Below are 25,297 nucleotides of genomic sequence, written 5' to 3' on the forward strand. Positions count from 1 at the left end.
AGCCCGGCTTAGATGCCGATGCCGGACAGGTCGAGGCGGCCGTCCTGCAGCGGCGGGCACCAGTAGTAGCCGCCGGTGACCGGACGCGAAAAGCTGAACAGGGCGTCGACGATGCCGTCTTCGTGGCCCAGCATGCGGCGCAGGACGTTTTCGAAGCGGTCGCTGGATTCGCCGTAAGCGATGAATTCGGTGCCTTGCTGCAGGCCGTTATCCCATGGCATGGAGTGGCGCACCATGTAGGCCTCGGGCGTAAAACTTTCCTGCGCCGTGCGTTTGGCGTGGGCCGATTCCGGCGCATCTTCGATTTCCTCGTTGTCGGCAACCTGGCGGCCGATGGTGGCGTCGCGCTGCGCCGCGGGGAAAGCGCGGAAACGCGGCAAATCATGGATCCAGCGCTGTACCGCGACAAAACTCGAGCCTTGGCGCCCGACGCCGTCCGCCACCAGTGCGGCGGCGATGGCTGCGGCGGCCTTGGGGTTTTCGGTGCCGTCTTCGTAACCGGTCAGGTCGCGCGTGTCGCGATAGCGGAAAGTATCCATCGCATCGTCCAGCACCAGCGCTTCGCCCAGCAGCTCGACCAGTTGCGCGGTGCGTTCGAACAGGCTGCTGCGGTCGCTGCCGCGCAGCAGGATCCACATGGCCTGCTGGGTCGACGGCGCAGCGCAGCCTTGTCCTTCAAGCGCCGGAAACGGACGCAGGCCGCCGACATGCTGTTCCAGCGCCTGGACCAGGGACTGACCTAGTCCGACCACGCCCCAGTCCGCCGCAAAAACTTCGCGCAGCCGTATCAGCGCCGCCTGCGGGTTGTGGCCGCCAAGGCGAAATGTGAGTGAACGGCCGAGTGGCGCGAGTACTTCCAGGATTCCTGGCTGGGCTTGGTCTGCTGTTGCTGGCATTGCTGATCCTTAAACGGGAGAAGGGTGTGATATTAGCGGATTCCGGCAGCTTTTGCGTTTTGCCGGGCCTGTCTTGCACGCAAGCCGGCGATGATGTCGCGGCCCATGAAATATTCGGTCAGCCTGGTTTTCTGGTGCGGCAGCAACTGGCTGGCGGCAATCAGGGCGGGCCATGTCGCCAGGGCTTTTTTGCAGACCTCGCTGATCACCTGGCGCAGCGGCGGCTCCAGCAGGCCGCTGCGGTTGGCGAACGCGCGCAGGGTAAGCGGCGACAGGAACGAGCGCTTGGCCTGGCCCTCGGCAAACTTGAGGGCGTGGCCGCTGCCGTTCAGGTACACGCTGTACGCCACGATGTCGTAGGCCGGCGAGAATTCGATGCTGCCGTCGGCCAGGTAGCGGATGCCGAAATTTTTCAGGTGCGCGTCGTAGTTGCCTATCAGTTCGTTGACCGCGATGCGGCGCAGCATCTCATGGCAGGCCGCTGCGCCCAGTCCCGGCACGGCTTGCATCACCAGCGCCATGTCGGCATAGCTGGCGCCGGTATATTTCTTGTCGGGATCCACGCCCAGGATCTGGCAAAAATCTTCTACATGCAGGCGCCCCGGCTGGTCGCGGTCGAAGCGTTGCACCGCCAGGAATTGCTGGTTGTCTTCTGCGGCGTGCGGATGTTCGGCCATGATAGCGGCCAATGGCTGCAGGCTGGCGCTGCATACGGTGACGCCGGCGGCCTGCGCCAGCTGCAGCGACAGGTGCTCGACTTCCGGCAGGTGATCATATTGGGCCGTGGGCAGCTTGCCGATGATATGAGCGTCCTTGTGGCGGGTGCGACTGACATACCTGCCGCCTTCCAGGATCAGCGCCAGTTTCGGCTGCATGCCGGAAATCGAGACGCCGTCCACCAGCGGTGCCGCGCTCACGCTTTCTTCTATGGCTTCCTTGTCTTGCGTCACCAGGCGCGTCATCGTGGCCCGCGTCAGCCTGGTCGGGATAGCCCTGACGGCGCCCGGCAAGTCGCGGCCGCAGGCTGCCAGCAGTTCGAAATGATCGTCTTCCGCGCATTTGCGCTCGAGCGCGATTTGCTTGCGCAATACGCCTTCCGGCAGCAGGTTCTGGAAGAAGGCGGGTAGCCGCATCTGGCCTGGCGAATTGAAAATCGCCGCCAGCGGATTGAGCAGCAGGGCCATGTCCTGTTGCGGCGTGGCGGCGCGCATCGAGAGCGACAAGGTCGGACGCTGCGGATCTTGCGCATAGGCGGGATCGACCTGGAAGCGCACCATGTCGCCATACTGGAACAGGACGCCGGCCAGGCGCTCCGCCACGAAAATATCCAGCGCGCTCAGGTTCATTTGCGCTCCGCTTGCTGCGCCAGCGCCGCAGCTACCAGGCTTTGCACTTCTTCCTCGGCCGGCGCTTTTGCGGCAATCGAAGACGCCACCGCCTTGGGCAGCAGCATTAGCTCCAGTCCCAGCAGGTCGGCCATCGTCATCAGGGTGCTGAGGCGGGGATCGTTCTTGCCCGACAGGACGCCGCGTATCGTCACCGCCGTCAGACCGCTGACGCGGCTCATGGCGATGATCGGCAACGCCAGCCGGTCCTTTGCCTGGCGCAGGACGGAAGAGAGTTCGTTCAAGGTTTTCATGAAGGTTAATAAACTATCTTTTATGGATTTAAGAATAGTATAGTATCTTTTTCTGAAAAAGATAGTTTAATATCTTATTAAATTAAAAGGATATTTTACTATCTCTTTTAAAAACTTGCTCCAGGCAAAAACCATATAAGCATTGCCGAAAACCTTCGTTCTGCAACTTGCCCGAATCGATTAACTTTGCGCCAAAGCCTTAGGGCTCGTTAGTTGCATCGATCAATTCAATCACAACGAGGGTTTGCATGATTGCCAATATTTTCAAACGTTTGCCAGCCTTGGCGGCAGCTTCAGTCATCACTGTGCTGGCCGGCCAGGCCTGGGCCGCCGGCCAGGAAGTCAATATCGCCTACCAGACGGTGGTCGAACCCGCCAAAGTGGCCCAGGCTGACGGCGCCTACGAAAAGGCCAGCGGCTGGAAAATCAACTGGAAGAAATTCGACAGCGGCGCCGACGTGATTACCGCGGTGGCGTCCGGCGATATCCAGCTGGGTTATGTGGGCAGCAGCCCGCTGGCCGCCGCTGCGACGCGTGAACTGCCGATCGAAACCATCCTGATCGCGGCCCAGATCGGCCAGGCGGAAGCGCTGGTGGTGCGTAACGGCAGCGGCATCAAGACGGCGCAAGACCTGGTAGGCAAGAAGATCGCGGTGCCGTTCGTCTCGACCACCCACTACAGCCTGCTGGCGGCGCTCAAGCACTGGGGCATTCCCGCCTCCAAGGTGCAGATCCTGAACCTGCGGCCGCAAGAGATCACGGCGGCATGGCAGCGCGGCGATATCGACGCCGCCTATGTCTGGGATCCGGCGCTGGGCAAGGTCAAGGAATCCGGCAAGATCCTGACCGATTCGGCTGAAGTGGCCAAATGGGGCGCGCCGACTTTCGACGCCTGGATCGTGCGCAAGGATTTTGCGCAAAAACATCCCGATTTCGTGACCGCCTTCGTGAAAGTCACCGGCAAAGCCTATGCCGACTACCGCAGCCACGGTGCGGACTGGAAAGCCGGTTCGCCGCAGTTCGAGAAAATTGCACGCCTGACCGCCGCCAAGCAGAGCGATATCGCCGAACTGCTGGCCGGCAGCGGCTTTCCTACCCTGAGCGAGCAGGAGCAGTTGCTGAGCAATTCTACCGTCAAGGCGTTGGCGGCGACTTCCGGTTTCTTGCAAGAACAAAAGAAAGTGGAGCGCGTATTGCCGGATTACCAGCCCTATGTCAATCCGGCGTTCGCCAAGCAAGCAGCGCTTCAGTAAGGAGTTCGCATGATCCGTTTGCAATCGGTGGGGGTGGTGTATCCCAACGCGGCGCGGCCAGTCTTGCACGATCTGTCGCTGGATCTGCATGACGGCCGGTTTACCGTGGTGATCGGTGAATCTGGCTGCGGCAAGACCACCTTGCTCAACCTGATCGCCGGGTTCCTGAAGCCGAGCTCGGGTTCCGTCAGCATTGACGGTGTGGCGGTCACCGGGCCGGGCGCCGAGCGCGGCGTGGTGTTCCAGAACGATACCTTGCTGCCATGGCAGACGGTGCGGGAAAATGTCGCGTTCGGGCTGCGCCTGGCCGGGCAGTCGCCGCAGCAGCGCCATGCCAGGGCGGACGAATACCTGGCGCTGACCGGGCTGCAGGATTACGCCGACGCCGCCATCTGGGAACTGTCCGGCGGCATGCGCCAGCGCGTCAGCCTGGCGCGCGCGCTGGCGGTCGATCCGCGTTTCCTGTTGCTGGACGAGCCGCTAGGCGCGCTCGACGCCTTGACGCGCGAACACATGCAGGAACATCTGCTGCAAGTCTGGAAAGCCTCCGGCAAAGGCATCTTCATGATTACCCATAGCGTGGAAGAAGCGCTGTTCCTGGCGACCGACCTGGTGTTGCTGCGGGCGCGGCCGGGACGGGTGGAGAGTGCGCGCCAGCTCGAATTCGGAGCGCGTTTTGCGGCCGGCGAAGCGGCGCGCAGCATCAAGTCCGATCCGCGCTTCGTCAGCCTGCGCGAGGAAATCCTGGAGCAGCTGCTGCATCCGGGTCATGCTTCGAGCAACGCTTCCGGCAACCTTGCCGGATTGGAGGAGGCATTGGCATGAGTGAATTATCCGTGACGTTTTCGCCGCTTGAATTTGAACTGCCGCCGGAGCCGGAGGCATCGCCGAGCGCTGCCCGCCAGCGCCAGGAGGCCCCAAAAACCAAGGCCGGGCGCGCCGTTTCCGAGCGCAGCATCACTCTGCTGACGGTAGCGGCTTTGCTGGGTTTGTGGTGGCTGGTCAGCGCCTTGGCGCTGGTGCCGTCGCTGTTCCTGCCGTCGCCGCTGGCGGTATTGCAGAAATTCAAGGCGGTCGCGCTCGACGGTTTTGTCGACGCTACCTTGTGGCAGCATGCCGCCACCAGCATCGCACGGGTATTCGCCGCGCTGCTGCTGGCCATTTTCAGCGCCGTTCCAGTGGGCATCCTGATAGGCCTGAGCAGCCGTGCGCGCGCGGTGTTCGATCCGCTGATCGAGTTTTACCGGCCGATCCCGCCTCTGGCTTATTTGCCGCTGATCGTGATCTGGTTCGGCATCGGCGAACTGTCCAAGGTGCTGCTGATCTACCTGGCGATTTTCGCGCCGCTGGCGATCGCTACCTTGCATGGCGTGCGGCGGGTCGACCAGAACCGGCTGCGGGCAGCGCAGACCTTGGGCGCTTCGCGCTGGCAGCTGATCCGTTTCGTGATCCTGCCGTCCGCGGTGCCGGACATATTGACCGGGATCCGCATCGGCCTGGGCGTCGGCTGGTCGACCTTGGTCGCGGCGGAGCTGATTGCCGCCACGCGGGGGCTGGGTTTCATGATCCAGTCGGCGGCGCAGTTCCTGGTGACCGATGTCGTCATCATGGGGATCCTGGTGATTGCCTTGATTGCTTCCAGTTTTGAATATGCCTTGCGCTGGCTGCAGCGCAAATACGTGCCGTGGGAAGGCCGCGCATAGTTCCCGATTCAGGGAGGTGGGGCAGGCCAGCCGTGACCGGCTGGCCTGTTGTTTCGTGGCGCTGCGTTAGGTTGCACTTGCCGTCGGACGCACCACGATCTCGCTGAGGTCGACGTCAGCCGGCTGTTCGATGGCGAACAGGATGGTGCGGGCGACCGCTTCCGCCGTAATGGCGATCTTGCGGTAAGCCTGCATTCCCAGCTTGGCGGCAGGGTCGGTGATGCTGTCCGCCAGCTCCGATTCGGTCACCCCCGGCGAAATCACCGTCACCCTGATGTTGTCGACTTCCTGGCGCAAGCCGTCCGAAATCGCCCTGACGGCAAACTTGGTGGCGCAATATACCGCCGCGCTGGGCACCACCCGATGGCCGCCGACCGAAGCGACGTTGATGATCTGGCCGTTGCCTTGGGCTTGCATGACTGGCAAGGCGGCGGCAATGCCGTACAGTACGCCCTTGATGTTGACATCCACCATGCGGTCCCATTCGTCCACCTTCAGCTGCTCCAGCGTCGACAGCGGCATTACTCCGGCATTATTGACGATGACGTCGACCCGGCCGAAGCGGCTTTTGGCGAGCGCCACGATATCCTCCAGCTGGCTGCGTTTGGTGACATCCAGGGCTTGATATTCTGCTATGCCGCCAGCTGTGCGGATCAATCCCGCCAGGGTTTCCAGGCGTTCGGTGCGGCGCGCGCCCAGCACTACCCGAGCGCCATGTGCCGCCAGTATGCGGGCGGTGGCTTCGCCGATGCCGCTGCTGGCGCCGGTGATGATGACAACTTTATCCTTGATTCCAGACATGTATTTCTCCTTGATGTAGTCAGGTCCCGCGCCGTCGGCGCCAGACATGCTTATCAATATAGGAGCCGGGAAGCGGCCAGGGATAGTCGCTTCGTCGCGACTTCTTGCCTGATCCTCCAGTTGTGCGGCCGGGCGGCGCCGCGTCCGATGGAAAAATAGTAGACTCGGTCAAACCCTGCAAATACTGGAAACGAGGCCGGAAATGAATGATTCAGGATCAATCCAAGAGAGTGCCCCCGACCCTCTGGTGTCGATGAAACAACTCGAACTGGCGCGCTTGATTGAGCAATACACCGTCACCGATGGCACGCACCAGACGGCGATAGCGCCGCTTAACCTGCTGCGATTGTCGCAACCCTCGGCGCCCGCCCATGGCTTGCATAAGCCGGCCTTGTGCATCATTGCCCAGGGACAGAAGCAGGCGATGCTGGCCGACGAAGTCTATATCTACAATTCGGCCCAGTACCTGGTGGTCTCGGTTGACCTGCCGCTGATGGGCCATGTGACGCAAGCCACGCCGGAGTTGCCTTACCTGTGCGTGCGGCTGGACCTTGATCCGAAGGAGATCGGCGACCTGATCATGGCCGGCGAGCGCCATGCGAAAAGGCCTGATTTGCCGGCGCGCGGCGTGTTTGTCAGCAAGGCCAATTCCAGCTTGCTGGATGCGATGCTGCGCCTGATGCAACTGCTGGCGACGCCGCAGGACATTCCGGTGCTGGCGCCGCTGGCGATACGTGAAATCCTGTACCGCCTGCTGCAGGATGAACAGGGCGGCATGCTGCACCAGATCGCCATGTCCGACAGCCAGGCCCAGCACGTGGTGAAAGCGATCGAACTGATCAAGCGCGACTACCGGCTGCCGTTGCGGATCGAAAGCCTGGCGCGCGAAGCGAACATGAGTTCGTCTTCGCTGCACCATCATTTCAAGGCGGTGACGGCGATGACGCCGTTGCAATACCAGAAGCAGCTCAGGCTGCAAGAGGCGCGCCGCCTGTTGTTCGCCCAGATCGGCGACGCCGCCACCGCAGGGCACCTGGTCGGTTATGAAAGCCCTTCGCAATTCAGCCGCGAGTACAACCGCATGTTCGGCTCGCCGCCGGCGCGCGATGTGGCGCGTTTGCGGGCCGCCGGTGCGGCGGTCGGCAGTCCGGCCTAGCTTCTTTCCTTATTCGGCGTGGCGCGCTGTTTGGGAGCTGCGCCGCGAAATGCTTTCCTGGATGGCGACGATGATCAGTATCACGGTGGTCAGGCCGGAGATCATCAGCTGGTCGGTGTAATAGGCGAAGGGGATCAATATCGCCAGCAGTACCAGCCCGATCATGTGCGAAAACGGGAACAGGCGGTAGACCACGGTCTTGTAGATGCCGTTGCCAAGCAGGTAAACCATCGGTCCGCCGACCAGCGTCGCCAGCGATTTTGTCTCTATGTGTCCGGCCGGATGGGCCATCGCCAGCTCGTTGCCGACCGCGGTGATGATCACGCCGGCGACAATGATGACATGGGTGTAGTGGAAATACGCGCCTATCCGCCCCGGATCTTTGGAATGCACGATGGCTTCGGTGCCGGCCTGGCTGCTGGTGTCGAAATAGATCCACCACATCGCCAGGCTGCCGAGGAAAGCCACCAGGAAAGCGATCAGGGTCGGCGCATCCCAGTTCGCCATATGGCCGATGGTGGCGCCGGTCACCAGGATCGATTCGCCCAGCGCCACGATCACGAACAGCTGGCAGCGTTCGGCCATGTGGCCGCCCTCGATGGTCCAGTCCTGGGTGCGGGAGCGTCCCAAGCCCGGCAGCCACAGGCCGATCATCGGCGACAGGTATTCGCAAGCCACCGCCAGCGTCCAGAACAGGAGCCGATACTGGCCCTGCGACAGGCCGCCGGCGATCCAGAGTGCGCCCGAGATGCACAGCCAGCCGAGCATGCGCTGGAAGTTCTTGCTCAGCGCATGGTGCCGTCCCAGGTGGAACACCACGAACAGGGTGCGGCCGATCTGCATGCTGGCGTAGCACACCGCAAAAATCAGGCCGCGTTCGCCAAACGCATCCGGCAATACCGCCGACATCACCAGTCCGACCAGCATGATGGCGAACAGCAGCACCCTGATCGGCATGGCATCCGGGTCGAACCAGTTGGTCACCCAGCAGGTGTATTGCCAGACCAGCCAGACCGCGAACCACAGGACCAGGGTCTGGACGGCTCCCAGCACCGTCAGGTTTTCCAGCAAGTGGTGGGAGAGCTGGGTAACCGCAAAGACATAGACCAGGTCAAAGAACAGTTCGACCGACAGCACCTTGGCTTCATGGCCGTCGCGCGTGCGCAATAGGTTGGCTTTGCCCCAGATGGCCATGGTGGTTTTCCCTCGTTGTGTAGATATTGTCATTCACAATAAGGGAGGTTTCCATCGCATGTCAATTGCCGCCGGCGGCGCCGTCGCCAGGCTTGATTGTGCACTGCATGCGCGGCCGGGCTGTTACCGTGGAGCCCGGCAGACCGGCGTTGCTCAGACGTCGATCAGGCAAGCGAAAATGCGATGGCCGTCTATCAGCATGGGCGGTCCCGAGCGGTGCGCCTTGAAGCCGCCGCGCAGCAGCCAGCGCTCGATGCCTATCGGCGAGACGGTGATCAGGCGCTTGGCGCCGCGCCGGGCGGCGCAGTCTATCGAGGCTTGCAGCAGCTGGTAGGCGTTGGATGAGGAAACCTGCGCCAGCGGCGTCTCGTGCTTTTGATGTTTTTTGCTGAAATCGACGGCGGCAAAACGCGACAGCTCCCACACTTCGGTGGTGCAGGGCGGCGCCGCGCCCTTGAGCAGCTGCGGGAAGACTTCGCTCAGCAGATAGGGCTGGTTGGTAGGCAGCAGGCGGGCGCAGCCGTTGACTTCGCCCTGGTTGTCCTGCGCCACCACGTAGACCGTGTCGGCATGGTCAAACTGGTCCAGTTCTGCGCCATCCTTGGTCTCCAGTTTCCATTGCAGGGTTTCGACAAAAACCTTGTGGCGGTAGCTGGATATTTTCGAAAATAGCTCACTTGACAACTCGGCAGCAGCCCCGGAAATGACGTTCATCAGTAGTGTCCTTAGTCAGTATTGGTGAATTAATTTTGAAATGCATGGGGCGCTTGGCGTAACTGTCAAGGTTGACAGGTAGGGGGCGACGGGGAATCAGACAGGAAATGGGCAAAAAAAATCCGGCCAGGGCCGGATTGACAGGGGTTGCGTCGGATTCCGGCGCTGGAGGCAGCGCCGGCCGAGGTTACAGGATGCCGAGCCTGGCGGCCTTGATGGCCGCTGCGGTCTTGTTGGTGGCGTTGAGTTTTTTCAAGGTGTTCGAGATATGGAAATTCACCGTGCGGTCGGTGATGTTCATGATCTCGCTGACTTCGCCCGAAGTCTTGCCGTCGGCGGTCCAGCGCAGCACTTCGATTTCTCGCGAAGTCAGCTGGGTGGCGGCTTCCGGCATGTGTTTCTCGATCAGCAGCAGCGACAGGCCTTCATGCGCGACTCCCACCAGCCACGACAGCTTGAGTGAAATCTCGCGCAGCTCCTTGTGCGAGACGCTGTCGTCCGAACGCGACAGGTTGAGCAGGCCGGAGATGCCTTTGGCGTCATGGCAGGATTGCGCCCAGCCTGCGTGCAGGCCGTGCGAACGTGCATCTTCCCAGAACGAGTGGTTGCTGGCGACGTGCTTGTCGGACCAGACCATCGGCAGGTTCGAGTGCCTGCCATGCGACACGGTGGGGTCGATCTTGTCGTAGCGCTCCTGCATGTAGCGCTGCTGCCAGGTGGTGGGGTAGTTGTTCAGGCTGACTACCTTGGGCTCGGCCACCGGCCAGGGCAGGCGCATGTCGTAAGCGCAGTAATCGAAGCCGAGCTGCTTGGCGACTCCGGACAAGGCGTTAAAAAGGACGGGCGCGGATTTCGCGCTCAACATAGACTGCATTTGTTGCTCTTGCCAACTAAACATACCTGCACTCCCGTAAAAAATGTGTGTTTTTCATGGAAGGAAATTCTTTTCTTCTGCTGCAAAACCGCACTCAGGCCATTGTCAGAGAGGGGCCTGGGAAACGGCATTGCAACGTCACATCAGCTAGCATTTGGAATCAAAACCTGTATGCCTTTTTTGGCTTCAGTTGCGGCGCGGGCCTCGGATTTCCGCGCTCACAAAAAAGTTTCCATTAGGAAATTTAACACACTTTTGCCGCCGAGGGGATTGAGTGAACATACAAAAATAATTGTTGATTTGTTCACATGCACGATGCCACCCGCGGCGCTTCGATTTAAATGAACCGCATCTTGAAGTTCTTGCCCTTGATATTGCCGTTGCTGAGCTTGCCGAACGCCTGCTTGGCGATCCGTTTGTCGAGCGCCACATAGGTCACGAATTCGAACACGCTGATCTTGCCGACCTGTTCCTTGCTCAGGCCGACATCGCCGGTCAGCGCTCCCAGCAAGTCGCCCGGGCGGAGCTTGTCTTTCTTGCCGCCCATGATGCACAGCGTCAGCATGGGTGCGGTCAGCGGTTCTCCCTCGGCCGGTTCCAGCGCCGCCAGGTCGAACCAGCTGACCGGTCCTTGCTGGTAGTCCTCGATCAGCTTGACCCATTTCTTTTCGTTCGGCGCGCACAAGCTCAGCGCCAGCCCCCGGTCCTGGCCGCGGCCGGTGCGGCCGACGCGGTGGATGTGGACTTCGGTGTCCTTGGAAACGTCGACATTGATGACCGCGCCCAGGGTCTGGATATCCAGGCCGCGGGCGGCGACGTCGGTGGCCACCAGCACCGAGCAGCTCTGGTTGGCGAAGCGCACCAGGATCTCGTCACGCTCGCGCTGTTCCAGTTCGCCGTACAGCGCCAGCGCGCTGAAGCCCTGCGCGCGCAATTCGTCGGCCAGTTCGCGGCAATGGATCTTGGTGTTGCAAAAGGCGATGGTCGAGACCGGCTTGTAGTGGTTCAGTAGCTGCGCCACAGCGGCATTGCGGCCTTCGTAGGAGACTTCGTAAAAGCGCTGTTCGATGCGGCCGGTATCGTGCTGCGCTTCGACCTTGACCTCGACTGCATCGCGCAGGAATTCGGCGCTGGCTTTGCGGATGTCGTCCGGATACGTGGCGGAAAACAGCAAGGTCTGGCGGCGCGCCGGGCAGGCGCTGACGATGCCCGAGATTTCTTCGTAGAAGCCCATGTCGACCATGCGGTCGGCTTCATCCAGCACCAGCGTCTGCACGGTGCCGAGGTTGATGCTGCCGCGGCCGATGTGGTCGCGGATGCGTCCCGGGGTGCCGACGATGATATGGGCGCCATGCTCCAGCGAACCGATCTGCGGGCCCATCGGCGTGCCGCCGCACAAGGTCAGGATCTTGACGTTGTCGGCAAAGCGCGCCAGCCGCCGCAGCTCTTTGGCGACCTGGTCCGCCAGCTCGCGCGTAGGGCACAGCACCAGCGCCTGGATCGCGAAATAGCTGGGATTGAGCTTGTGCAGGATGCCGATGCCGAAGGCCGCGGTCTTGCCGCTGCCGGTCTTGGCCTGGGCGATCAGGTCGCGCCGCTCGAGGATCACCGGCAGGCTCTGCGCCTGGATGGTGGTCATTTCATGGTAGCCGAGGCTATCCAGGTTGCTGAGTAACGCCGGCGCCAGCGGGAGGGTGGAGAAAGAAGAGGTTTTCACGATGAGGTTGTCGCCAGCTTAAAAGGGAGGGAAGTCTAACAGGAGGCAGGACTTAGGACCAGTGTAATGCCCCGATGCTTGTCAGAACGACTACTTGGACTGTTCATTGCTCATACAGCTCCAGCGGCAATCCGTCGGGATCGGCGAAAAAAGTGAAGCGCTTGCCGGTGAATTCGTCGATACGGATGTCTTCCACGGCAATGCCCTGGCCGCGCAGTTCCTGGACGGCAGCGGCTACGTCGGGCACGCGGAACGCCAGGTGGCGCAAGCCGCAGGCTTCCGGCCGGCTCGGACGCGGCGGCGGCGAGGGGAAGGAAAACAGCTCTAACTGCACGCCGTCCGAGGTGCGCAGGTCGAGTTTGTAGGAGTCGCGCTGCTCGCGGTAGGTTTCGGCGACGATGGCCAGGCCCAGCAGCTCGGTATAAAAGCGCTTGGAACGCTGGTAGTCGGAGGCGATGATAGCGACGTGGTGGATGCCGGAAATTTGCATGGGTGGTCGGGCGGGATTGAACACAGTGTAAAAAGCGGCCGCCAGCGTGCGGCGGCTGTCCAGCCCTGACTATACCTGACCTATCCCGCTCAAGCCTAGCAGCGCGCCTGCCGCCAGCACCCATAGCGGATGCACTTTGCTCTTATAGGTAAGCAGCGCGCAGGCGGCGGCGATTGCCGCCAGGCCCCAGGCATGGGTCGAGGCCTCGGTGATCAGGGCGGCGCTGGCGGCCACCAGGCCGACCGTCATCGGCACCAGCCCGGCTTGCACCGTGGCGCGCCACGGGCGGTCCTTGAAGCGCTGCCACAGGTGCAGCACCACGCCGGTGAGCAGCGAGGACGGGCCGAATTTGGCCAGGCTGGTGACCAGCACGCCGGGCCAGCCGGCGACATGCCAGCCGACCAGCGTCACCACCATCATGTTCGGTCCCGGCGCGGCTTGCGCCAGGGCGAACATGGCGCTGAAATCCTGGGGCGACATCCAGTGGTGGATGTCGACCACCTGGCGTTGCATTTCCGGCAGGATGGTATTGCCGCCGCCAAAAGCCAGCAGCGACAGCTGGCTGAAAATCGTTGCAAGGGCGAGCAGGGTATCGGTCATGACGGCAGCTTCCAGACAGCGATCACGCTGAGCGGAGCCAGCACCAGCATGGTCGGCAGCAGAGGCAGGCGCAGCAGGGCGATCGAGACAAAAAACAGGCTGGCGATGAATAGCGGCAGCGGTTTTTTCAGGATCGGGACCAGCATTTTCAGCGCCATCGAGATCAGCAGGCCAGAGGCTGCCGCGGCCAGGCCGGCGAACAGATGCTGTACCGAGGGATTGTCCTGGAAGTGCTGGTAGACCACGCCGAGTGCAATCACGATCGCCGACGGCGCTGCGATCAATCCCAACAGGGACGCCAGCGCGCCGCCGACGCCGCGGAAGTGCAGCCCTATTGCCACCGACAGGTTGATGATGTTGCCGCCCGGCAGAAACTGGCACAGGCCAAGCATGTCAGTGAATTGCGCCGGGTTCAGCCAGCGGCGCTGCTCGACGATCATGCGGCGCGCCAGCGGCAGCACGCCGCCGAAGCCGATCAGCCCGAGCGTCAGGAAGCCGAAGAACAGCTCGCGGGTGGAGGGCGCGGTGCGCGTCATGTCCTGGTCAGTGATGATGGATTCTGTAGTCATTGTGTGGTCACTGCGTATTTTTCGGATCAGACATTGGCGACGATGAAAAGCCGCTTGAACGGCAACAGTGTGACGCCGTTTTCGCGTTGCGGATAGGCCTCCCGCATCGCTTCCGCATAGGCGGCGCGGAAGGCGGCGCGCTTATCTTCCGGCAGGGCTTCCAGGTAAGGCCGCAGGCTGGTGCCGGCAGCCCATTCCGCAACTGCATTCTCGCCGCGCAAGGTATGCAGGTAAGTAGTTTCCCAGATATCCAGCTTGCTGGCACGGGAGCGCAGCAGGTCGTAGTAGTTTTCCGCGGTCAGGATCGATGGGTGCTGCGGCACTCCGCGCAGGTAAGGCGCAAACGCCGGCGACCTGGCCAGTTCCGCCTGCATTTTCCTGAGCGGCGCATCGTGCATCGCCGGCATCTGCACTGCCAGCCAGGCGCCGCCGCGCAGGAACGACAGCAGCCGCGGGAACAGGGTGGGATGATCGGGCAGCCACTGCAGCGTCGCATTCGAATAAATCACGTCCAGCAGTCCTTCAGGCTGCCAGTGTGCGAGATCGGCGCGCTCGAAGCGGCATTCCGGCACCGCCGCCGCGGCTGCCGCCAGCATGTTTTCCGAGCTGTCGACGCCAAGCACGTCGGCAGCCGGCCAGCGAGCCTTCAACAAGGCCGAAACGTTGCCCGTACCGCAGCCGAGGTCGACCACCCGCTGCGGCTCCTGCTCCGGCACATAAGCCAGCAGGTCGAGGGCGGGACGCAGGCGTTCATTGCCGAAGTGCATGTACTGCTTGGCATCCCAAAAATCTGTAGCCATATCTGTAGTCTTGTCCATGTCATCTCCTAGGATTTTTCACAAGGGTGCAATTCATCGGCGTTTTCCGGAAAATCAGTCGTTTCGCCACAAGAACTGGTAAATATTGATCCGATAGGCGCATGTTACAGAACCGTGGGGATCTTACAAATCGACTTTTTTACACGCTGCTTGTGATTTATAATCACAACCATGTCTCGTAAACTTCCTCCTCTGCAAGCGTTGCGCGCATTTGAAGTCGCGGCGCGCTTTGAAAATTTCTCGGCCGCCGCCGAAGAGTTGCATGTGACGCATGGCGCGGTCAGCCGCCAGGTAGCGGCGCTGGAAGCATGGCTCGGCATGCAAGTGTTCCACCGCCTCGGCAAGCGGGTGCAACTGACCGACGACGGCCGGCGCTACCTGCTGACGGTGCAGGCGGCATTCGACAATATCGCCGCCGCCACCAAGCTGCTGCGTGAATCGGGCACGGTGCGGGTGCTGCACATCAATGCCTTGTCGACCTTTGCCATGCGCTGGCTGCTGCCGCGCCTGAGCGGATTCCAGCGCCTGTATCCGGGGGTAGAGCTGAAGCTGTCGACCTCGACTTCGCAACAGCCGCTGGGTGAATCGGGCGAACTGTTCGACGTTGCGATACGGCGCGGCCCGGGACACTGGCCGAACTGCGTCAGCGGTGAATTCCTGGAAGAGAGCGAGCTGCCGGTCTGCAGCCCGGCATTGCTGGCGCGTGCGCCGATCCGCAGCGCCGGCGACCTGGCGGCGCATACCTTGCTGCATTCGGATACGCGCCCGGATGCCTGGCCAAAATGGCTGGCGGAAGCCAATGTGGCGCCGGCCCTGTGCAAGAAAAAACAATCGTTCGACCATTTTTACCTGGCTTTGCAGGCCGCCGTCGATGGCCTCGGCGTGGCGCTCGGACCGTTGCCGCTGATTACCGATGAGCTGGCCAGCGGCCGCCTGGTGACCCCATTGGCTGAACCGGTGATCCGCGCCAGGAGCTATTGGTGGATAGTGGCGCGGCACCAGGCAGAGCAGCCTTTGATCAAGCATTTTTGCGACTGGCTGCAGCAGGAATCGCTGCGCTGACGCGGTCTGGGCAGCGCGGATCGCCCAAATAATGATGCATAATGGCAACAGCCATTTTGGACTCGGCTCAATTTACAAAAAAATAAATGAGGAGACAAAAGTCATGCGCCATACCCAGTTCAGCCGTCCTTCGAAATTGATTGTCGCCGCTCTGCTTGGCCTGGCGCTCGGCGCCTGCGGCGGTGGCGGCGGCGACGATAACGTCGTGCCGCAATCGAAGGCGTTCACCGCCGATGGCGGCGTATCCGCGTTTTACCGCTGGAACGCGGTTTTACCCAGCGCGCCCGGCGTGCTGTTGCAGCAGGAACCGCTGCCGGCCAGCCAGGTGCTGCCGAATGCCTCGCAGGCGGTGCGCATCCTGTACAGCTCGACCGATGGCGACGACGGCAAGACCGCCATCTACGTTTCCGGCGATCTGCAGCTGCCCAAGGGCGCGCCGCCGGTCGGCGGCTGGCCGCTGATCGCCTGGGCCCATGGCACGGTCGGCGTAGCCGACGTCTGCGCGCCGTCGTGGACGGTGCGCGACCCGCGCGACGTGGATTACCTGGATGCCTGGCTGGCGCAAGGTTATGCCGTGGTGTCTACCGATTACCAGGGATTGGGCACACCCGGCTTGCATCCTTATTTGCACGCAAGGCCGGAAGCCTACAGCGTTCTCGACAGCATCCGAGCGGTCTCCAAAAACTTCCCGCAGCTATCCAGTTCGGTAGTGATCGTCGGCCAGTCGCAAGGTGCGCAGGGAGCGATCGCCACCGCCGCCTACGCGCCCAGCTACGCGCCTGAAATCAAGCTGCTGGGAACGGTGGCGACCGGCGTTCCTTACCAGCTGCAAAGCGTGCTGGCCTACCTGAATGCGCTGACGGCCCAGGTGCCGACCAGCGGCTTCACCTCGGTGCTGGGGACGCTGGAAGCGTATGCCTGGCTGGGTTACGCCACTGCGGAGAGAGTAGTGCCGGGTTTTGTGCTGTCGGATCACCTGACCGCCAAGGGCAAGGCGTTTTATGCGGTGGCGGCGAGCCAGTGCCTGGGGCCGATTGAAGACAACATCATGCAGAACAAACTGGTCACTTCCGATGTATTCAACGGCGACGTCACCACCTGGGCCACGCAAACCCTGCAGTCGTCCAATTATCCGACGGTCAAGTTCGCGGCGCCGGTATTTGTCGGCACCGGCACCCTGGATACCGATATCCCGACCGCGGTCCAGTATCTGTTCGCGAAAGACGCTTGCGCTGCCGGCAGCACCATCGAGCAGCATTATTATCCCGGCCAGACCCATGACAGCACGGTGCTGGTCTCGCTGGCCGATTCCAAGCCCTTCGTACAGAAATTGTTTGCCGGCTTGCCGATCACCTCGAATTGCGCGGCGTTGACGCCGCCGCCCTGACAGGCCCTAAGGCTTGGCCACCAGGTCGATACGGCGCTGGATGCGCGCCTGGGCTTCGCGGTCGGCCGCGGCCTTGGCGCGCTGCAGTTGGACTCCAAGCCAGGCCAGCAAGGGCCGGCGCCAGCCTTGGGCCGAGGCCGTATCGACGGCATTGGTGATATCCGCCGGCGTCAGCCGTCCGCTTTGCAGCAGGGCGGCGGCTGCCACCAGGCGCGCCAGCGGGTCCTCAACGCTGTCCATGCGGCCGCTGCCGACTACCGCTCTATGCTGGGGCGGCAGCAGGCTGGCGTCCAGCCCCTGCCATTGGCCATTCAGATAATTTGCATAAGCGCGTTCGCCGGCGTCAGCGTCCGGCGCCAGCGGCTGGAATCCGGCGCAGTTGTCGAACTCCAGGCTGGCTGCGCGCGTGGCGCAGCGGGTCAGCTCGGCGCGCGCCACCAGGTCGGCGCGGCCGGTGCTGGCGACAGCATCGCGGGCGCGCGCAAATTCCACATCGGCCACGCGTGTATTGCCGCTCAAATAGGCTGAGGAAAAGCTTTGCAGGGAGCTAAAGGCATTGCCCTGCCACTCGGGCGCGGGCGGCTTGCTGCTGCAGGCGGCCAGGGTCAGCAGCAAGGCCGGCAATACAGCGCCAACGGCGAGGGGATAGGCAATCTTCATGGCAGTTTGAGCTCCGTATTGCGGGCGAAGGGCCATTTGCGGTTGATTTCGTCGACCAGCTGGGTCACCTTGCGCAAACTGGCGTCGACTTCGGCGCGCAGCGCGCCCAGGTCGTTGCTGGCGATGCGGGCATTGCTGCCCACCGCCTGCGCCTCGGCCAGCACCGCATCGACTTTCTTGAGGCTGGTGCGGGCATCGCTCAATACATTGTTGAGCTGGACAATCGCGGCTTGCGCATCGTCCATCACGCCGCGCTGGCCGGGCTGGCCGAATACGCGCTGGTCGGCCTTGGTCAGCAGCGCATTGACGCGGTCCAGGGTGGCGATGATCTTCTTGGCATTCTCATCGCCGCCCAGCGCGCCGCCCAGCACACCGTATTGCCCGTTCAGGCGGCCGGTCATGGCTTGCACGTTGGCCAGGCTGGTGTTGAGGCTGGAGTCGGCGGCGGTGATGGTCTGCAGGTTTTCCAGCAGTTCCCTGGCGGTCGCCACCAGGCGCGGGATTTCCGCCGCGGTGTCGCCGCGCAGCACGGTGCGCACCGAATCCGGCGGCAGCAGCGGATCGTCGAGCACGCCGGTAAAGGCGCGGATGCGGGTGTCGCCGACCAGGCCGCGCTCCAGTGTGAATACGCTGCTGGTGCGCAGCCAGTTGGCGTCTTTGCGCGGGACGTCGATCAGGATGCGCGCCTTGCCGTCCGGACCGAGGTCTATGCGCTGCACGCGGCCGATAGGAAAGCCGGAGAAAGTCAGGTCCATGCCGACCAGCACGCCCTCGGAATCGTCGGCCACCAGCACCAGGCGCTGGGTGCTTTCGAACACCCCGCGCGCATACATCACGTACAGCACAAAACCGCATACCAGCGCGGCCATCAGGACTAGCAGCAGCAACGCCTTGAGTTCGACATTGGCGGGCGGCCGGACAGGCGGGGAATCAGGGGCGAGTGCCATGGTTGTTTTCCAGATTAAATGTATTTCACCGCCAGCGCCCCGACCTCGATCAGGACCAGCACGAACAGCAGGCGCGTGGCGCCCGGCTGCAGCGTGGATGACAGCGTGGTGTGGCGGCGCGCGCTTTCAAGGATCGCAGCCGTGGGAATGATTGCTACCGCCAGTCCGAACAGCAGGGTTTTCAGGGCAAAACCCAGCGTGACCGCCGGATCGAACACCCGCCCCACGGTGCGCGTGTAGTCGAGCAGGCCCCAGGGAGTGACGCCGTAGACATTGACATACGCCAGCAGCAAGACAATCATGCCGCTCACCGTCGCCAGGCTCATCACCGAGAAGGCGCTGGCGATGACGCGTGGCACCAGGTCCTGCTGCAACTGCGCTATATCCGGCGCCGTCGCGCTCTGGCTGGCGGCGGCTGCCGGCAACTGCCCGCCGTTGAAGGCCAGGCCGGCGCGCAGCGCCACGAACAGCGCCGCCGACAGCGGGATCAGCTCCAGCACCAGCACCCGCACCATCATTTCCAGCGCATAACGCGACAGGCCGTAGCTGAGCGCGGTGACCAGCACGATGCGGATCAGCACCAGGCTGAGCAAGGTCGAGAGCAGGGTGAACCATGGCAGGATCTGCCAGGTGCCGCTGTAGATGTAGCGGTAGGTGGCGCTGCGGTTGGCCCGGTGATAGGTGGACGGCGACACGCCCATGGCCAGCGCGATGCCGACCAGGTGGAGCATGCGCCACCAGCTATCCAGGGTGCGCAGGACAGTCACGGCCCATTGCTCTGGTTTTATGTAGCGGGACGGGGTTGGATACATAACTCAATGATAACGCAGCAACTCTGAAAACTGTCTTGCTTCGGTTTCTTTTTATTTAATGACGCTGACTTCCCCGCAGTGGCGGCCGGCTGCCAATAGAAACGGATATGCTAGACTTTCTGGCAAAAATCAGCCGCCGCCGGCCGCTGTCGATTTTCTGAAAACCCGGATCAATTTCACGGAAAGAGAAAAAATGACTACTTTGCTATCGCTTAAGAAAATTTCTTGCACCGCCGGATTTGCCCTGGCCGGACTGCTGGCCGCCAATTCCGCATTTGCCCAGGGCACGGCATCGATCGACGGCGCCATCGCTACCGCCTCGCAGTGGATAGCGCTGGCCGACAGCAACCAGGCCGAACGGATGTGGAGCAGCAGCGGCCCCACCATGCAGAAAAGCACCAGCAAGGAAGACTGGCTGAAATACCTGGGTGCGGTGAAGACGGAACTGGGTCCGCTGAACAGCCGCCAGTGGGCGCAAATCGTTCATGTCACCAACCCGCCGGAATTGCCGCCGGGAGAGTACCTGAATATCGCATTTGCCGGACGTTTTGCCAAAGCGCCAACCGTTGAGAAAGTATCCCTGGTGCAGGCCGGCGATAAATGGATACCCGTCGGTTACGTGATCACGAAATTCGAGCCAGCTCCGGCTGCTCCCGCCGCCGATCCCAAAAAATAGGACAGCTCGCGCTTGCATCGGTGCGACTGGGGATTATTTATTTCCCCTGGAGTTTCGTGGATCGCCGGACTACTTTTTCCACGCCGCGCTGTCCGTGCATGTCGGTATCGACCAGGCCTTTATCCAGGTCAGTCAACGCCTGTTTCATCTTCTTGCGCGGCCTGGCTGCCTGCTGGTCCGGGGTCTCGTCTCTCTCATTCGGCAGCAGCGGCTCGCCATCCTTCTTATGCGGCGTCTTGTCATTCATATTTGTCGTTTTTCGCGGCATGGCGTTCACTTTTGTCCGGGATGGGATGCAGCGTGCTGCTGTTCGCGCAGCAAGCTGATGAAGGCCTGGTTGAACGCCGGGATGTCGTCAGGCTTGCGCGATGAAACGAAATTGCGGTCGCGCACCACTTCCTTGTCCAGCCATGTGCTGCCGGCATTCCTGAAATCGTCTTGCAGGCTCGGCCAGCTGGTCACGGTCCGGTCCTTGGCGATGCCGGCCGATATCAGCAGCCAGCCGCCATGGCAGATCGAGGCAATCGGCTTGTCCGCCTTGTTGATGCTCTGGATGAAACCGCGCGCCTGCGGCGACATGCGCAGCGCATCGCCGTTGACCACGCCGCCCGGCAGCAGCACCGCTGCATAATCTTCCGGCAGTGCCTTGGCCAGCGCCTTGTCGACGCTTACCCGCATGGCTTTCTCGGTATGCAGGAAGCCTTGCACGCTCTCGCTCTGGTCGGAAACGACATGGACGGTGGCGCCTGCTTCTTCCAGCGCTTTTTTAGGATCCAACAGCTCGGCTTGCTCGAAGCCATCGGTAACCAGGATCGCGATGTTCATGTGGCGCAGGCTGCCGGCCGGCGACTTGCCGCTGTCGACGCCGCCTTCCACCGCATTGCTGTTTTGATGGTCGGTCGCGGCGGCAGCCATGTCCGGCGCTTCAGCGACGCGCGTGATGTTGGAGGAGGCTACCGGATCGCTGGCCGGGAACGACATTTCGTTGGCATTGTCGAGCGTGATTTCATCCGGACTGTCGTGCTTGTCGGACCGGACATTTTTTTGCTGCTTGTGGTTGGCGCTGTTGGCGTTCATGGAGGTTCCTTGTAAAGGTATAGGTGGCCTGGCGCCGGCCGGCTGCCGCCGCTCTCGGCTGCGGCTGCTGTGCTGCCAGGTTTTTTCATTGCGGTTGACTGCACTCATGCGCTGTCCTGTTGCAATCAAGGCCAGGGTGCCGGCGTCACCGGCAGATATTGCGGCTCGAAGTCTTCCGGCGTGCTGGCCGGCAACTGCGAATGCAGTTTGGCGCCAAGCAGCAACTGGATTTCATGTTCCGCTGCGCTGAAATCGGCTGTAGTCAGAGGCTGGTCGGGCAGCGGCCAGTTGTCCATTGCCCATCTCCTGAGCTGCTTGAAACGGCTGTTCAGTTCCTTGCTGTAGTTGTTGCGTATCTGCGCTTGCGTAATGTCGCTCATGCTTGCTCCCGGTTTGCCGCATCGTGTAAACCCAGCTTATGAGGCGCCGCCATGGCGGGCTATCGGACAGTCGCTGAATGTCGTGTAGGACATCGCGCCGAGTTGCCGTGTCGTCTACAAATCTCATCGATTCTTACAGCAGGGGACGGTCTTGTCTGATATTTTTCATATCGAGCGATGCGTAGAGTGGAGCTACCGATCCGATACTTAGGAGCAACCATGATCCCGTCATTCCGTCCGCAAGCCCGTGTACTTCATCCGCAATCGTCCAGGAAAATGATCGCCATGCTGGGAGTCGCCGTCCTGGCTGGACTGGCGTTCAGCTCAAGCCACGCACTGGCGGCAGACAGCTTGGCGCGCCAGGATAAAAGCTTCCTGACCGATGCCGCCCATGCCGGTCATGCCGAAATCGATGCCAGCAAGCTGGCCCTGGAGAAGAGCAGCAATCCGGCAGTCAAGAGTTTTGCCGAAAAAATGATCGCTGACCACGGCAAGGTCGGCGACGAACTGAAAGCACTGGCCGCATCTAAAAATGTCAGCGTGCCGGATGAACCCGGAATGGCGCAAAAAGCAAAAATCGCAATTCTCGGCAAGCTGCAAGGCCCCACATTCGACAAGCAGTATGCCGGCATGATCGGCGTGTCGGCCCACAAGGATGCGGTTGACCTGTTCAAGAAAACCGCCGCCAGCGCCAAGGATGCCGACATCAAGCAGTTTGCCGCCAACAATTTGCCGGGCCTGCAGGAGCACCTGGAAATGGCGACGCAGCTAAAGGCTACAGTCGACGCTGAAAAATGATCTGCCCCATATGAGCAAAGGAGCATGAGATGAGCCGGCGCGTGATCTGGAAAGGAGCGATATCGTTCGGCCTGGTCCATATTCCGGTCGCCCTGCATGCGGCGACGTCCGAGCAGGGGCTGGATTTCGACTGGCTGGACAAGCGTTCGATGGATCCGGTCGGCTACAAGCGCGTCAACAAAAGAACCGGCCGGGAGGTGGCGCGTGAAAACATTGTCAAGGGCATCGCCTATGAGGAAGGGCAGTACGTGGTCCTGTCGCAGGAAGAAATCGCTGCCGCCTATCCAAAAACCACGCAGACTATTGAAATAGAAGCGTTTGTCGCCGCGGCGGATATTCCTTTTGTGTATCTGCAGCGGCCTTATTACATAGCGCCTATCAACAAGGCGGCCAAAGTGTATGCGCTGTTGCGCGAGATACTCCACAAAAGCGGCAAGGTCGGCATCGCCAAGGTGGTGATCCAGACCAAGCAGCACCTGGCCCTGCTGGCGCCGGTCGGCCCGGCGCTTGTGCTGGAACTGCTGCGCTGGGGCGGCGAGGTGCGCAGCTGGGACGAACTGGATCTGCCGCCGGCGGGCAGCAAGGCCGCCGGCCTGTCTGCCAAGGAATTGCAGATGGCGGAACAGCTGGTAAGCGAAATGAGCCAGCGCTGGCATGCCGAAGATTTCACCGATACGTTCAAGGAACAGATCCTGAAACTGGTCGAAGAAAAAATCAAGGCCGGCGATACCGCTACGGTCAGCGAAGTGGAAACAACGTCCGCCGATACCGCCGGCGCAAAGATCTATGACCTGACTGAGATGCTTCAGCGCAGCTTGAACAAAAGCCCAGGCAAAGCCGCCAGGCCGCGTTCAGCCAAAGCGCCGGCCGGCAAAAGGACGTCGACAGCCAAAGCCAAACCTTCCCCTAAACGTTCAACAGCCTGATGCCGCCCATGTCCGACGCATTGACAAGCTACAGGAAAAAGCGGGATTTTACCGTCACCCCGGAGCCGTCTACGGCAGGGCAGGCCAGCCGTGGCGCGCGCGCGTTCGTCATACAAAAGCATTGGGCCTCGCGGCTGCACTACGATTTCCGCATCGAACTCGGCGGCGCGATGAAAAGCTGGGCGATTCCCAAGGGACCCAGCCTTGATCCCAAGGACAAGCGCATGGCGGTGCATGTCGAAGACCATCCTATTTCCTACAACAGCTTCGAGGGTGAAATTCCGTCCGGGCAATATGGCGCCGGCAAAGTCATCATATGGGACAAGGGCAGCTGGGAAGCTGTCGGCGGCGATCCGCTCAAGCAATACCGGAGCGGCCATCTGAAATTCGAATTGCGCGGACACAAATTGCACGGCCGCTGGGCGCTGATACGGATGAAACCGGATGGCGCAAAAAAAGAAGCCTGGCTGTTGATCAAGGAAAAAGACGACTATGCGCGGCCGGCGCTGGCATACAGCGTTGTGGACGAAATGCCGGACAGCGTCGCCAGGCTGGCTGTCGAAGAAGAACGGAAACCGGCCCCGCTTGCCGCCGGCCGGCGCAAGCGCGCAAAAATGCCGGCTGGCGTGGTCAAGGCCGCATTGCCCAGGCATCTGGCGCCGCAGCTGGCGACCCTGGTTGATGCCGCGCCGGGCGGCGCGGGCTGGTTATATGAAATCAAGTTCGATGGTTATCGCCTGCTGGCCCGGGTCAGCGGAAAATCCCTGCGCTTGTATACCCGCAACGGCAATGACTGGACCGCAAAGTTGCCGGCTTTGAAAGCCGCGCTGGAACGGATGAAATTGCCGGCGGGCTGGTATGACGGCGAAATCGTGGTGCTTGATGAACGCGGTTTGCCCGATTTCCAGCGCCTGCAGCAGGCCTTCGATAGTGCCGGCAGCGCTGCAGCCGTCAGTTACTACCTGTTCGACCTGCCTTTTTACGACGGTTACGATATGCGCGGCGTGCCGCTGCTTGAGCGGCGCAAGCTGCTGCAATCCCTGTTCAACACAAAAACGCCGGCGCCGGTCCGTCTCAGCGACGCGTTTGACGTCAGCGCCAGGGACATCGTCGCCTCCGCCTGCCGGATGGGCCTGGAAGGAGTGATAGGCAAACGACAGGACTCCCTGTATGTCACGCGCCGCTCCGGCGACTGGATCAAGCTGAAATGCACCCAGCGCCAGGAATTTGTCATCGGCGGCTACACCGATCCGCAAGGCTCGCGCATCGGCGTGGGCTCGCTGCTGCTGGGAGTGCACGATGCCGATGGCAAGCTGCGCTATGCGGGAAATGTCGGTACCGGCTTCGATGCGCGCGGCCTGGCGGCGCTGACAAAGAAACTCAAGGCAATATCCGCCGCAAGCAGTCCGTTCAGCGGCGCCACCGGGCGCTATCGAAAAGTGCATTGGGTAGAACCGCTGCTGCTGGCAGAAGTGTCGTTCGCCGAATGGACTGCCGACGGCCATATCCGTCATTCGGTGTTCCACGGTTTGCGCAGCGATAAGCAGCCGCAGGCAATCAACCGGGAGAGCGCCATGCATATTCCTGCCGCAGAGCCGCAAAGCAAGACACTCAAATCGCTGAAAGTCACGCATGGCGAACGCGTGATCGACGCTGCCAGTGGCATCACGAAAATCGAACTGATACGCTATTACGGCCTGGTCGCGCCGCTGATGCTGCTGCACCTGAAGGGCAGGCCGGTGTCATTGCTGCGGGCGCCGGACGGCATCGCCGGCCAGCTGTTCTTCCAGAAGCACCTGGGCGAGATCAAGATGCATGGCGTGCGCCAGCTGACGACGGCGCTGGACCCTGGCCATCCGCCCTTGCTGGAAATCGCCGCAGCGGGCGGACTGCTGTCGGCAGCGCAAATGAACGTGATTGAATTCCATACCTGGAACGCGCTCAAGACGTCCATCATGAAACCCGACCGCATGACTTTCGATCTCGATCCCGGCGAAAAAACCACATGGGAATCCGTGCAGCAAGCTGCTCTGCTGCTGCGCGCTTTCCTGCAGCAACTGGAGCTGGAGGCCGTGATCAAGACCAGCGGCGGCAAAGGCCTGCATGTGGTGGTGCCGATCAGGAAACACCATGGCTGGGATACGGTGA

Annotated in this window: 28 protein-coding genes; 10 read left to right on the plus strand and 18 right to left on the minus strand. The window is 61.7% G+C overall.

Annotation, left to right across the window (positions count from 1 at the left end):
• Positions 1–8 precede the first annotated feature (8 nt).
• The 3 genes from JWQ61_RS10725 to JWQ61_RS10735 are packed head-to-tail and all read right to left on the minus strand — an operon-like array spanning position 9 to position 2,535.
• On the minus strand, positions 9–896 hold the full coding sequence (locus JWQ61_RS10725; RefSeq protein ID WP_304360519.1) for a Dyp-type peroxidase: 888 nt from the start codon (positions 894–896) through the stop codon (positions 9–11).
• A 32-nt stretch (positions 897–928) separates the two neighbouring features.
• Positions 929–2,242 (minus strand): type II toxin-antitoxin system HipA family toxin, encoded by a 1,314-nt coding sequence (locus JWQ61_RS10730; protein WP_304360520.1) that lies wholly within the window; start codon positions 2,240–2,242, stop codon positions 929–931.
• Positions 2,239–2,535 carry an XRE family transcriptional regulator gene (locus JWQ61_RS10735; protein WP_304360521.1) on the minus strand — a complete coding sequence of 99 codons (297 nt, stop codon included), beginning with the start codon at positions 2,533–2,535 and terminating at the stop codon, positions 2,239–2,241. Before JWQ61_RS10735 ends, JWQ61_RS10730 begins: the two co-directional genes overlap by 4 nt.
• Before the next feature lie 248 nt (positions 2,536–2,783).
• Here JWQ61_RS10735 and tauA point away from each other — a divergent pair, with 248 nt between their 5' ends.
• From tauA to tauC, 3 genes are read left to right on the plus strand one after another with little or no spacing between them, the layout of a single operon-like run.
• A complete protein-coding gene (gene tauA, locus JWQ61_RS10740) occupies positions 2,784–3,788 on the plus strand; it encodes a taurine ABC transporter substrate-binding protein (protein WP_304360522.1) in 1,005 nt (334 codons plus the stop codon).
• A 9-nt stretch (positions 3,789–3,797) separates the two neighbouring features.
• Positions 3,798–4,613: a taurine ABC transporter ATP-binding protein gene (locus tag JWQ61_RS10745; RefSeq protein ID WP_304360523.1), complete on the plus strand. Its 816-nt coding sequence runs from the start codon at positions 3,798–3,800 to the stop codon at positions 4,611–4,613.
• Positions 4,610–5,491 carry a taurine ABC transporter permease TauC gene (gene tauC, locus JWQ61_RS10750; RefSeq protein ID WP_304360524.1) on the plus strand — a complete coding sequence of 294 codons (882 nt, stop codon included), beginning with the start codon at positions 4,610–4,612 and terminating at the stop codon, positions 5,489–5,491. The genes JWQ61_RS10745 and tauC overlap by 4 nt, the downstream gene beginning before the upstream one ends.
• A 66-nt stretch (positions 5,492–5,557) precedes the next feature.
• Here the strand turns inward: tauC and JWQ61_RS10755 are convergent, their stop codons facing one another.
• Positions 5,558–6,292, minus strand: coding sequence for an SDR family oxidoreductase (locus JWQ61_RS10755; protein ID WP_304360525.1), 735 nt, complete (start codon positions 6,290–6,292; stop codon positions 5,558–5,560).
• 253 nt (positions 6,293–6,545) lie between these two features.
• On the opposite strand from JWQ61_RS10755, the gene JWQ61_RS10760 reads away from it, so the two are divergent.
• The gene (locus JWQ61_RS10760) at positions 6,546–7,448 is read left to right on the plus strand and encodes an AraC family transcriptional regulator (protein WP_304360526.1); all 903 of its coding nucleotides are present in this window, start codon (positions 6,546–6,548) and stop codon (positions 7,446–7,448) included.
• Positions 7,449–7,457: 9 nt separating this feature from the next.
• Here the strand turns inward: JWQ61_RS10760 and JWQ61_RS10765 are convergent, their stop codons facing one another.
• The 8 genes from JWQ61_RS10765 to JWQ61_RS10800 all read right to left on the minus strand — a co-directional run bounded on the left by JWQ61_RS10765 (position 7,458) and on the right by JWQ61_RS10800 (position 14,424).
• Positions 7,458–8,642 (minus strand): low temperature requirement protein A, encoded by a 1,185-nt coding sequence (locus tag JWQ61_RS10765; RefSeq protein WP_304360527.1) that lies wholly within the window; start codon positions 8,640–8,642, stop codon positions 7,458–7,460.
• A 153-nt stretch (positions 8,643–8,795) separates the two neighbouring features.
• Positions 8,796–9,356 carry an acyl-homoserine-lactone synthase gene (locus JWQ61_RS10770; RefSeq protein WP_304360528.1) on the minus strand — a complete coding sequence of 187 codons (561 nt, stop codon included), beginning with the start codon at positions 9,354–9,356 and terminating at the stop codon, positions 8,796–8,798.
• A 187-nt stretch (positions 9,357–9,543) separates the two neighbouring features.
• Positions 9,544–10,230: an autoinducer binding domain-containing protein gene (locus JWQ61_RS10775; RefSeq protein ID WP_304360529.1), complete on the minus strand. Its 687-nt coding sequence runs from the start codon at positions 10,228–10,230 to the stop codon at positions 9,544–9,546.
• Between the two features lie 337 nt (positions 10,231–10,567).
• On the minus strand, positions 10,568–11,947 hold the full coding sequence (gene dbpA / locus JWQ61_RS10780; RefSeq protein WP_304360530.1) for an ATP-dependent RNA helicase DbpA: 1,380 nt from the start codon (positions 11,945–11,947) through the stop codon (positions 10,568–10,570).
• Positions 11,948–12,050: 103 nt separating this feature from the next.
• Positions 12,051–12,437, minus strand: coding sequence for a VOC family protein (locus JWQ61_RS10785; protein ID WP_304360531.1), 387 nt, complete (start codon positions 12,435–12,437; stop codon positions 12,051–12,053).
• A 69-nt stretch (positions 12,438–12,506) separates the two neighbouring features.
• Positions 12,507–13,037 carry a chromate transporter gene (locus JWQ61_RS10790; RefSeq protein WP_014005945.1) on the minus strand — a complete coding sequence of 177 codons (531 nt, stop codon included), beginning with the start codon at positions 13,035–13,037 and terminating at the stop codon, positions 12,507–12,509.
• Entirely contained in the window at positions 13,034–13,606 is a 573-nt protein-coding gene (locus JWQ61_RS10795; RefSeq protein ID WP_304360532.1) for a chromate transporter, read from the minus strand. The genes JWQ61_RS10790 and JWQ61_RS10795 overlap by 4 nt, the downstream gene beginning before the upstream one ends.
• Positions 13,607–13,632: 26 nt before the next feature.
• On the minus strand, positions 13,633–14,424 hold the full coding sequence (locus tag JWQ61_RS10800) for a methyltransferase domain-containing protein (protein ID WP_304360533.1): 792 nt from the start codon (positions 14,422–14,424) through the stop codon (positions 13,633–13,635).
• A 171-nt stretch (positions 14,425–14,595) separates the two neighbouring features.
• Between JWQ61_RS10800 and JWQ61_RS10805 the strand changes: the two genes are divergently transcribed.
• The gene (locus JWQ61_RS10805) at positions 14,596–15,486 is read left to right on the plus strand and encodes a transcriptional regulator GcvA (RefSeq protein ID WP_304360534.1); all 891 of its coding nucleotides are present in this window, start codon (positions 14,596–14,598) and stop codon (positions 15,484–15,486) included.
• Positions 15,487–15,589: 103 nt separating this feature from the next.
• Positions 15,590–16,873 carry a lipase family protein gene (locus tag JWQ61_RS10810; RefSeq protein WP_304360535.1) on the plus strand — a complete coding sequence of 428 codons (1,284 nt, stop codon included), beginning with the start codon at positions 15,590–15,592 and terminating at the stop codon, positions 16,871–16,873.
• Positions 16,874–16,879: 6 nt separating this feature from the next.
• Here JWQ61_RS10810 and JWQ61_RS10815 read toward each other — a convergent pair whose 3' ends face one another.
• The 3 genes from JWQ61_RS10815 to JWQ61_RS10825 are packed head-to-tail and all read right to left on the minus strand — an operon-like array spanning position 16,880 to position 19,247.
• A complete protein-coding gene (locus JWQ61_RS10815) occupies positions 16,880–17,533 on the minus strand; it encodes a hypothetical protein (RefSeq protein WP_304360536.1) in 654 nt (217 codons plus the stop codon).
• On the minus strand, positions 17,530–18,480 hold the full coding sequence (locus JWQ61_RS10820; protein ID WP_304360537.1) for an MlaD family protein: 951 nt from the start codon (positions 18,478–18,480) through the stop codon (positions 17,530–17,532). The genes JWQ61_RS10815 and JWQ61_RS10820 overlap by 4 nt, the downstream gene beginning before the upstream one ends.
• 14 nt (positions 18,481–18,494) lie before the next feature.
• The gene (locus JWQ61_RS10825) at positions 18,495–19,247 is read right to left on the minus strand and encodes an ABC transporter permease (protein WP_369684890.1); all 753 of its coding nucleotides are present in this window, start codon (positions 19,245–19,247) and stop codon (positions 18,495–18,497) included.
• A gap of 238 nt (positions 19,248–19,485) precedes the next feature.
• On the opposite strand from JWQ61_RS10825, the gene JWQ61_RS10830 reads away from it, so the two are divergent.
• Positions 19,486–19,968, plus strand: a complete 483-nt coding sequence (locus tag JWQ61_RS10830; protein ID WP_304360539.1) for a DUF4019 domain-containing protein — start codon at positions 19,486–19,488, stop codon at positions 19,966–19,968.
• Between the two features lie 37 nt (positions 19,969–20,005).
• On the opposite strand, the gene JWQ61_RS10835 is transcribed toward JWQ61_RS10830, so the two are convergent.
• From JWQ61_RS10835 to JWQ61_RS10845, 3 genes are all read right to left on the minus strand, one after another.
• Positions 20,006–20,215 carry a hypothetical protein gene (locus JWQ61_RS10835; RefSeq protein ID WP_304360540.1) on the minus strand — a complete coding sequence of 70 codons (210 nt, stop codon included), beginning with the start codon at positions 20,213–20,215 and terminating at the stop codon, positions 20,006–20,008.
• A 26-nt stretch (positions 20,216–20,241) separates the two neighbouring features.
• Positions 20,242–20,793 carry a type 1 glutamine amidotransferase domain-containing protein gene (locus JWQ61_RS10840; RefSeq protein ID WP_304360548.1) on the minus strand — a complete coding sequence of 184 codons (552 nt, stop codon included), beginning with the start codon at positions 20,791–20,793 and terminating at the stop codon, positions 20,242–20,244.
• Positions 20,794–21,170: 377 nt separating this feature from the next.
• Positions 21,171–21,425, minus strand: a complete 255-nt coding sequence (locus JWQ61_RS10845; RefSeq protein WP_120236008.1) for a hypothetical protein — start codon at positions 21,423–21,425, stop codon at positions 21,171–21,173.
• Positions 21,426–21,644: 219 nt separating this feature from the next.
• Between JWQ61_RS10845 and JWQ61_RS10850 the strand changes: the two genes are divergently transcribed.
• From JWQ61_RS10850 to ligD, 3 genes are all read left to right on the plus strand, one after another.
• The gene (locus tag JWQ61_RS10850; RefSeq protein WP_304360541.1) at positions 21,645–22,223 is read left to right on the plus strand and encodes a DUF4142 domain-containing protein; all 579 of its coding nucleotides are present in this window, start codon (positions 21,645–21,647) and stop codon (positions 22,221–22,223) included.
• 29 nt (positions 22,224–22,252) lie between these two features.
• Positions 22,253–23,149, plus strand: coding sequence for a Ku protein (locus tag JWQ61_RS10855; RefSeq protein ID WP_304360542.1), 897 nt, complete (start codon positions 22,253–22,255; stop codon positions 23,147–23,149).
• An 8-nt stretch (positions 23,150–23,157) separates the two neighbouring features.
• Positions 23,158–25,297 (plus strand): DNA ligase D (gene ligD, locus JWQ61_RS10860; protein WP_304360543.1); only part of this gene is annotated, 2,140 nt, incomplete at its 3' end.

The sequence above is a fragment of the Collimonas fungivorans genome (genome assembly GCF_028292705.1).
Lineage (GTDB): Bacteria > Pseudomonadota > Gammaproteobacteria > Burkholderiales > Burkholderiaceae_D > Collimonas > Collimonas fungivorans_B.